Consider the following 7,388-nt stretch of genomic DNA (forward strand, 5'->3'; position numbering starts at 1 on the left):
GGGTATGAAGTCAGCCCTTCGGAAGCGCCTTGCCCGGTGCGACCAATTGGTCGGTGAAGAACCGGGTGACCTGGGTATTGAAATCCTTGTGGAACGCCCGCCGATCGAAGCCGGCGGCGCTGGCGCAGAGATATTGCAGATCGGCCGGCGGCGCGGTGTCGCAGGGCGTGAGGAAGTCGAAGTGCCGGGCCCCCTGGACGACATGGTAGTCGTGCGGTCGCCCGAGATGGCGATGCACGAACTCGGCGTACTCGTCGCCGGGCAGGATCTCGTCGTCGCTGGCTTTCCACAGTTGCACCGGGACGGTGATCCCCTTCAGCCCGTCGGTTCCGAACGAAAAACCCATGGCCGGCGCGGCCGAGACCACGGCCTTGATGCGCGGGTCGTGGACCCACCTGGCGGTCAGGGCATCGGCGGGCGGCGGCCGGCTGGCGGTCAGCTTGCAGTCGAAATTGGCCGGATGGGTCTTGCAGTGCTCGGAGACCTTGCGGATGTCGGCCTCGCCGCCGGCCGCGGCCAGCACGGTGAAGCCGCCCGACGAGAAACCGAAGGCGCCGACCCGGCTGGCGTCCAGCTTCGCCTTCAGCGGCGAGGCGTCCAGCATCCAGCCGATCAGGGCCGACAGCGCGGCCGGCCGATCGGTCATGGCGGTGGCGCGGCTCTGGTCCTTGTAGTTGTCGCCGGGATGGGTGAGGGCGGCGACCACGAAGCCGGCCTCGGCCAGCGCCTGGGCGGTGTCGGCGTGGCCGCCGAAGAAGCCGCCGTTGCCGTGCGACATGACGATCAGCGGCAGATGCTCCCCGACGATCGGCGCGCCGGCGGCGACGGTATGGCCCCACGAGCCCAAAGCCATCGGCTTGGGCGCGGCGTCCGTGGGGTACCAGATCCCGACCTCGACCGGCGGCCCGTTCGGGCGGGGTTCCTGCAGCACCATGAAACCGGCGTTGGCGGCGTGGGCTTGGGAGGGAACGAGGGCGGGCGAACCGAAGGCGGCGGCCGTTACGGCGGCGACGGAGAAGAAGGCGTGGAACGACATGGGTCCGGGGGTCCTGAGCGGTGAACGATGTCTCCGCTGTGACGGCCCGGATAGCGGCTCGCCAGCGCTCCTGCGCGAATGGGCGAATGGGTTCGTGAGGCGGCGAACGGTCCGTACTGGCGACTCCGCCCGACGCCGCTCTATAGAAAGGGCATGACCGCTCACGCTTCATCCTTGCTTGGTACGCCTCGCGAATGGGCGGTCGACCTGGCCGTGGGGGTAGGGATCGGGCTGCTGCTGGGGCTGATGGGGCCGTTCGGCAGCTTCTTCAACGATAACCCGCCCCTACGGATCGCCTATTGGGTCGGCGGCATGCTCAGCGGGTTTCTGCTGTTCGGCTGCCTGACGCGACTGGCCGCGGCGGGCGCGCGCCGGATCGGCGCGCCGGACTGGGCGACGGTCCCCCTCGTCATCCTGTTCGGAGGCGCGATACAGGCGCCGCCGCTACGCGCGACCGCCGTCGCCTTCTGGCCGCAGATCGCTCACGCCGTATCGCCGCTGGCCTGGTACGGCCAGTGCGTCGCCACCGCCACTCCGATCGTCATCATCTACTATTTCCTGCGTGTGCGGAGGCTCTCGCAAGGCGTCGCGCCGCTGGTCCCGGTCGACGCCGGGCCGCCGACCGTCGATCCCGGCGCCATCCTCTATCTGCGGATGGAGGACCACTATGTCCGGATCCGCGCCGAGCACGGCTCGCGGCTGGAGATGGGACCTCTGGGTCGGGTGATGGCGGGGCTGGCGGGTGTCGAGGGGTTGCAGACCCATCGCTCGTGGTGGGTGGCGCGGCGGGCGATCGTTGGCGTCGAGCGCGACGGCCGGAACCTCCGCCTGCGGCTGATCGACGGCGAAACAGCCCCCGTCAGCCGCGCCTCGGTGGCCAAGCTTCGCGCGGCCGGCTGGCTGGCCGACGACAATCTAGCCTGATCCCCCGCGGCGGGGCGTCGCAGCCCAGGAATTCGCCAAGGGGTGTCGGTCGGGCGAGGCGTTTTCAAGCGCCGGCGCGGCCTTAAAATTCTCGCGACAGAACGCCGCAATCTCGCCTCACACGTGAACGCCAGACGCCTGAAGGTCGCAAAAGCGGCGGTCGCTCAACCCTGTTCGGGCCCCGAATTCCGTGCTTTAGGGCAAAAGGAATCGTCTTGACGAACGATCCACAGGCCCCTGCGACCAAAGCGCCAAACGAGTCGCTGACCGCTTGCACCCGATTCGCAAATCAGATTAACCATTTCCCACACGAGATCATTCACCATTAACCTGTCTTAAATTAACTGTCCGGCAGAGTGCAGGACGGGTTTCACCGGCGGTCTCCGCCTAGCTGTCGAATAATGCCGCCTAAGGGCGGGGAGGGCTGCATGCGCGTACTGTTGATCGAGGATGACAGCGCCACCGCGCAGACCATCGAGCTGATGCTGAAGTCTGAAGGCTTCAACGTCTACACGACGGATCTTGGCGAGGAAGGCGTGGATCTGGGCAAGATCTATGACTACGACCTGATCCTGCTGGACCTGAACCTGCCGGACATGAGCGGGCTGGATGTCCTGCGCACCCTGCGGGTGGGCAAGGTGAACACGCCGATCATGATCCTGTCGGGCAGCGCCGAAATCGATACGAAGGTGAAGACCTTCTCGGGCGGCGCCGACGACTACATGACCAAGCCGTTCCACAAGGACGAGATGATCGCCCGCATCCACGCGGTGGTCCGTCGTTCCAAGGGTCACGCCCAGTCGGTGATCAAGACCGGCGACATCATCGTCAATCTCGACGCCAAGACGGTCGAGGTGAACGGCAACCGCGTGCATCTGACCGGCAAGGAATACCAGATGCTGGAGCTGCTCTCCCTGCGCAAGGGCACGACCCTGACCAAGGAGATGTTCCTCAACCACCTGTACGGCGGCATGGACGAGCCGGAGCTGAAGATCATCGACGTCTTCATCTGCAAGCTGCGCAAGAAGCTGGCGGCCTCGGCCCAGGGCAAGCACCACATCGAGACCGTCTGGGGCCGCGGCTACGTGCTGCGCGACCCAAACGAACAGGTCAACGCCGCGTAATCGGTCCGGACACGGGACCTGAAAAGTTGAACGCCCGCCTCTCGAAGGCGGGCGTTTTTCTTTGTCGGTACAAGGGATTAACCCTGTCCGTGACAAATCGCCCGAAGCACCGAATAGTCCTTGCCCGAAGATGGAGTCATCGGCCATTTTCCGGCGCGGGTTTGCTGGGGGGCGTCCCAGCCGCGCCTGACCGACGCACGCGGCATCGCACCAATACGGGGGCCTGATGCAGGAATTCGATCCGCGCCGACCGACCTTGCGCCTTGCGCCGCGCGTGTTCACGGCGATCGCCGGCGTGGCCGCCCTGGCCCTGGGCTGGAAGCTGATGGCCCCCGACGCGCCGGTCCCGGTGGTCCGTCCGCCGCTCGACGCCGCCGCCCTGGCCTCGCTGCAGCACGCCGCCTTCGCCGGCGCCGAGGCCCAGCCGGGCTTCGACCGCCCGCAATCGGTCCCCGTCCAGGTGCGCCCGGGCGAGACCCTGGAAGGCGCAGTGCTGCGGGCCGGCGTCGCCCCCAACGACGCCCACCAGGTGGTCGCCGCCCTGCAGGGGGCGATCGACACCGTCAACATCAAGGCCGGCATGGCCTTCGAGGCCGCCATCGCCCAGCGCCGGCCCGGCCGCGCCGGCCCCGCCCGCCTGGTCGGCCTGTCGATGCGCACCGGCCCGTCCTCGACCCTGACCGTCTCGCGCACCTTCGACGGGGCGATGAAGCTGCGGGAGCTGGAGGAAAAGGTCAGCGACGAGACCAAGGTCGCCTGCGGCCAGATGCAGGGCTCGTTCTATGAGAGCGTGGCCGACGTCGGCGGCACCCCGGCGGTGATCAGCCAGGCGGCCCAGCTGTTCGCCCACAAGATCGACTTCTCGCGCGACATCCACGAAGGCGACCGCTTCTGCCTGGTGTTCGACCGCAAGGTCACCGAGAGCGGCCGCACGGTCGAGGTCGGCGACCTGGAATATGCCGAGGTCAAGGGCCAGAAGTTCTACGCCTTCGACCGCGACGGGCCCGCCAATGGGGATGGGGGCAAGCCGCAGTTCTTCGACGAGCTGGGCAAGAACATCAAGGGCTTCCTGCTGCGCACTCCGGTCGACGGGGCCCGCATCACCTCGACCTTCGGGCCGCGCAAGCACCCGGTGCTGGGCTATACCCGCGCCCACCAGGGCGTCGATTTCGGGGCGGGGACCGGCACGCCGATCCTGGCGGCCGGCGACGGCGTGGTGCTGGAGGCCCGCCGCTGGAGCGGCTACGGCAACTGGCTGCGCATCCGCCATTCGGGCCAGTGGGACACCGGCTACGGCCACATCTCGCGCTACGCCGCGGGCATCCGTCCCGGCGTCCATGTGCGCCAGGGCCAGGTGGTGGCCTATGTCGGCGCGACCGGCCTGGCGACCGGGCCGCACCTGCACTACGAGGTCTGGCTGAACGGCCAGCGGGTCGACCCGATCGGCGCCAAGGTGCCGCAGGGCACCATCCTGGCCGGCGGCGAACTGGCCCGCTTCAAGGCCCAGCGCACCCATATCGACACCCTGCTGGCCGACGCCGGCGCGCCCGATCCCTCGGCCCCGAAACTGGCCCTGGCCAGCCTCGACAGGAGCAAGGGGCCGACGCTCCGGTAGGGACGCTGCGTCCTTCGAGGCTCGCCTTCGGCTCGCACCTCAGGATGAGGAATTCTGTGCAACCAGGCTCCTCATCCTGAGGCGCCCGCGCAGCGGGCCTCGAAGGATGCACTGAGCTTGACCGCCGCCGCCGGGCATTCCATCCCTGGCCGGGTGAAAATCTTCCCGCCGCTTGAGCCCGATTCCGACCAGATGCTGCATCTGGACGCCCTGCGCATCGTCGGGGCGCTGATGATCGTGGTGTTCCACTTCAACCGCTACATCAACCTGGATGGGCGCTGGCTGCTGGCCGATGACATGATCAAGGGCTTCAGCCTGGTCGTCGACCTGTTCTTCCTGATCTCCGGCTATGTGATGGCGGCGGTCTATGGCGGCCGGCTGAACAGCTGGGGGCGGTACGGGACCTTCCTGAAGAAGCGGGTGGCGCGGCTGGGACCGTTGCACTGGGCGACGATGCTGGTGTTCGTGGCCGTCTGGGCCGCGGGGGTGACCGGCTGGGGCGGAGACCGCGACCCCAGCCGCTACGACCTGGCCTGCCTGATCCCCAACCTGGCCTTCATCCACGCCTGGGGGGCCTGCCGGGCCCAGACCTGGAACTTCGCCAGCTGGGCGATCAGCGCCGAGATGGGCATGTACATGGCCCTGCCGCTGCTGTTCTGGATCACCGCGCGCGGGGCGGTGGTCACCGCCCTGGCGGCCCTGGCCAGCCTGGCGGTGCTGCTGCTGCATCCGGACGGCGACATGCCGTTCCACCAGTGGACCTGGAACCTGGGCGTGCTGCGGGCCCTGCCGGGCTTCCTGATCGGCATGCTGGGGTTCCAGCTGCGCGGCGTCCTGGCGCGGCTGCCCGGGGCGCGGCTGTGGATGTGGGGCCTGCTGGCGGCGTTCCTGGCCGCTTCGACCCTGCGCCTGGACCGCACGGTGCTGCTGCTGATCATCTACGCCCTGGGCCTGGCTGGCATCGCCGCCGACGCCGCCGGGCCGGTGGGGCCGGTCAGCCGCCGCCTGGCCCCCTGGGCTCAGCTGAGCTTCTCGCTCTACCTGCTGCACCCCATCGCCCTGAAAATGGCCCTGAACTGGGTCGGGGTGGGCGTCCTGCACCTGAACGGCGACGCCATGCGGTTGTGGGTGCTGCTATGGATCGCCCTGCTGGTCCCGATCGCCTATCTGTCGCTGGTGCTGTTCGAGCGGCCGGCGCGGGACTGGATCGGCGGGCTGGGGAAGACCTCCCTGCCCAAGAGGCTGCCGTCCCGGACGTAGAACACGTTTCCTCGAAGCTGAATCGCGCGTCCCAAATCCCCGTCTCCCCGGCGAAGGCCGGGGCCCAGGTGAAACCCACGAGCCGCTCCGGATGAATCTGGGTCCCGGCCTTCGCCGGGAAAACGGAAGAGGGGGAGAGCGCTTTGATCTAGAATCAACATGCTCTAGCGAGACTCCCTCAGGTGGCGGAGACCTCATCCACCCAGGCCGGCAGCTCGGCGATCGAGCCCAACTCGGCATAGCGTCCGTGGCCCTTCGGCGCTGTCGCCGCCTCGTGGGCCCAGACCAGGGGGTAGGGGATCAGGGCGGCCCAGGCGCCGGCCTCGAGGGCGGGCAGGATGTCGGAGCGCACCGAATTGCCGGCCATCACCGCCTGCTCGGCCCCCGAGCCGTGGCGGGCGAACACCCGGCGATAGGTGTCGGCGTCTTTTTCGGAGACGATCTCGACGGCGGCGAACAGGTCGCCCAGGCCCGAGGCCGCCAGCTTCTGCTCCTGGTGCAGCAGGTCGCCCTTGGTGATCAGCACCAGGCGGTAGCGCTGCGACAGCTGGCCCAGCGCATGCTCGACGCCGGGCAGGGGCTCGACCGGCTCGGTCAGCATCTCGCGACCGGCGGCCAGGATCTGGCGGATGACCCCGATGCTGACCTGGCTGTCGGTCAGGTCCATGGCCGTCTCGATCATCGACAGGGTGAAGCCCTTGGCCCCGTAGCCGTAGAGCCGCAGGTTGCGCTTTTCGGTCTCGGCCAGCCTGGCGTCGATCATCGCCTCGTCGCCATAGGGGGCCAGCAGCTCGACGAAGCGCTTGTGGGTCAGGCGAAAGAGGGTTTCGGTGTGCCAGAGGGTGTCGTCGGCGTCGACGCCGACGGTGGTGACGGGCATGCAGGGCTCTCCAGGTCGGAGCCGGTGATACGACGGCGGGGACCGGCCGAAAAGCCTCGGCGACGGTCAGCCTTCCTCGTCGTCCTCGTAGAACCTGAAGGTGCGCTGCTCCAGCTTGCGGCGCTCCTCATGGAAGCGGTTGAGCAGATGCAGCATCTGCTCGGTCAGCGCCGCCGAAACGGCGGCGGCGGGCGCGTCGGGGGAGTCGTCTTGGTGGTCGGACATGCACCGGCACAGCTGGGGGCGCCCCGCCCTGACAGCTCCAAACGAGGAGGGGCGCGGGGGGTTCCGGCGGCTGGCCGGCTTTTTTCGCTAGAGCATTCGCCCGTTGAGTTGAATCGATTGTGATCGGAGGGAGGATTCCCTTCGTCGTGGGATCATGAGTCCCTTGAGGCCTTCTGATTTGGGAGGTTTGGATGGGCGCGGCGCATTCGAAGGGTCTTCGCGAGCGGGTCGTGGCGGAAGTCGTGGCGGGCGCATCTCGCCGCCAGGCGGCGGCGCGGTTCAAGGTCAGCATATCGTCGGCGATCCGCTGGGTGGCGCTGGCGG

The 7,388-nt window shown here is 68.2% G+C and carries 7 protein-coding genes and 2 pseudogenes; 6 read left to right on the top strand and 3 right to left on the bottom strand.

What is annotated here, in order from left to right:
- Positions 1–10 precede the first annotated feature (10 nt).
- The gene (locus tag ACIPQB_RS25530) at positions 11–1,036 is read right to left on the bottom strand and encodes an alpha/beta hydrolase family protein (protein WP_446488057.1); all 1,026 of its coding nucleotides are present in this window, start codon (positions 1,034–1,036) and stop codon (positions 11–13) included.
- Positions 1,037–1,189: 153 nt separating this feature from the next.
- Here ACIPQB_RS25530 and ACIPQB_RS25535 point away from each other — a divergent pair, with 153 nt between their 5' ends.
- The 5 genes and pseudogenes from ACIPQB_RS25535 (at position 1,190) to ACIPQB_RS25555 (ending at position 5,959) form a co-directional block, all read left to right on the top strand.
- Positions 1,190–1,960 carry a LytTR family DNA-binding domain-containing protein gene (locus ACIPQB_RS25535; protein WP_446488058.1) on the top strand — a complete coding sequence of 257 codons (771 nt, stop codon included), beginning with the start codon at positions 1,190–1,192 and terminating at the stop codon, positions 1,958–1,960.
- A gap of 428 nt (positions 1,961–2,388) precedes the next feature.
- Positions 2,389–3,084, top strand: a complete 696-nt coding sequence (ctrA, locus tag ACIPQB_RS25540; RefSeq protein ID WP_446488059.1) for a response regulator transcription factor CtrA — start codon at positions 2,389–2,391, stop codon at positions 3,082–3,084.
- 226 nt (positions 3,085–3,310) lie between these two features.
- A complete protein-coding gene (locus ACIPQB_RS25545) occupies positions 3,311–4,699 on the top strand; it encodes a peptidoglycan DD-metalloendopeptidase family protein (RefSeq protein ID WP_446488060.1) in 1,389 nt (462 codons plus the stop codon).
- A 7-nt stretch (positions 4,700–4,706) separates the two neighbouring features.
- Positions 4,707–4,810, top strand: a pseudogene (locus ACIPQB_RS25550) (hypothetical protein); the annotation flags it as partial.
- Between the two features lie 6 nt (positions 4,811–4,816).
- Positions 4,817–5,959, top strand: coding sequence for an acyltransferase family protein (locus ACIPQB_RS25555; protein WP_446488061.1), 1,143 nt, complete (start codon positions 4,817–4,819; stop codon positions 5,957–5,959).
- Between the two features lie 178 nt (positions 5,960–6,137).
- Here the strand turns inward: ACIPQB_RS25555 and ACIPQB_RS25560 are convergent, their stop codons facing one another.
- A complete protein-coding gene (locus ACIPQB_RS25560; RefSeq protein ID WP_446488062.1) occupies positions 6,138–6,839 on the bottom strand; it encodes an HAD family hydrolase in 702 nt (233 codons plus the stop codon).
- 66 nt (positions 6,840–6,905) lie between these two features.
- On the bottom strand, positions 6,906–7,064 hold the full coding sequence (locus tag ACIPQB_RS25565; protein WP_446488063.1) for a hypothetical protein: 159 nt from the start codon (positions 7,062–7,064) through the stop codon (positions 6,906–6,908).
- Between the two features lie 191 nt (positions 7,065–7,255).
- On the opposite strand from ACIPQB_RS25565, the pseudogene ACIPQB_RS25570 reads away from it, so the two are divergent.
- Positions 7,256–7,388: pseudogene (locus ACIPQB_RS25570) on the top strand (IS630 family transposase); the annotation flags it as partial.

The sequence above is a fragment of the Caulobacter sp. LARHSG274 genome, assembly GCF_052871235.1.

Excerpts from the sequence above, each read along its gene's own strand:
- ACIPQB_RS25560 (WP_446488062.1), bottom strand. The coding sequence starts at position 6,839 with ATGCCCGTCACCACCGTCGGCGTCGACGCCGACGACACCCTCTGGCAC.
- ctrA (WP_446488059.1), top strand. The coding sequence starts at position 2,389 with ATGCGCGTACTGTTGATCGAGGATGACAGCGCCACCGCGCAGACCATC.
- ACIPQB_RS25545 (WP_446488060.1), top strand. The coding sequence starts at position 3,311 with ATGCAGGAATTCGATCCGCGCCGACCGACCTTGCGCCTTGCGCCGCGC.
- ACIPQB_RS25535 (WP_446488058.1), top strand. The coding sequence starts at position 1,190 with ATGACCGCTCACGCTTCATCCTTGCTTGGTACGCCTCGCGAATGGGCG.
- ACIPQB_RS25530 (WP_446488057.1), bottom strand. The coding sequence starts at position 1,036 with ATGTCGTTCCACGCCTTCTTCTCCGTCGCCGCCGTAACGGCCGCCGCC.
- ACIPQB_RS25565 (WP_446488063.1), bottom strand. The coding sequence starts at position 7,064 with ATGTCCGACCACCAAGACGACTCCCCCGACGCGCCCGCCGCCGCCGTT.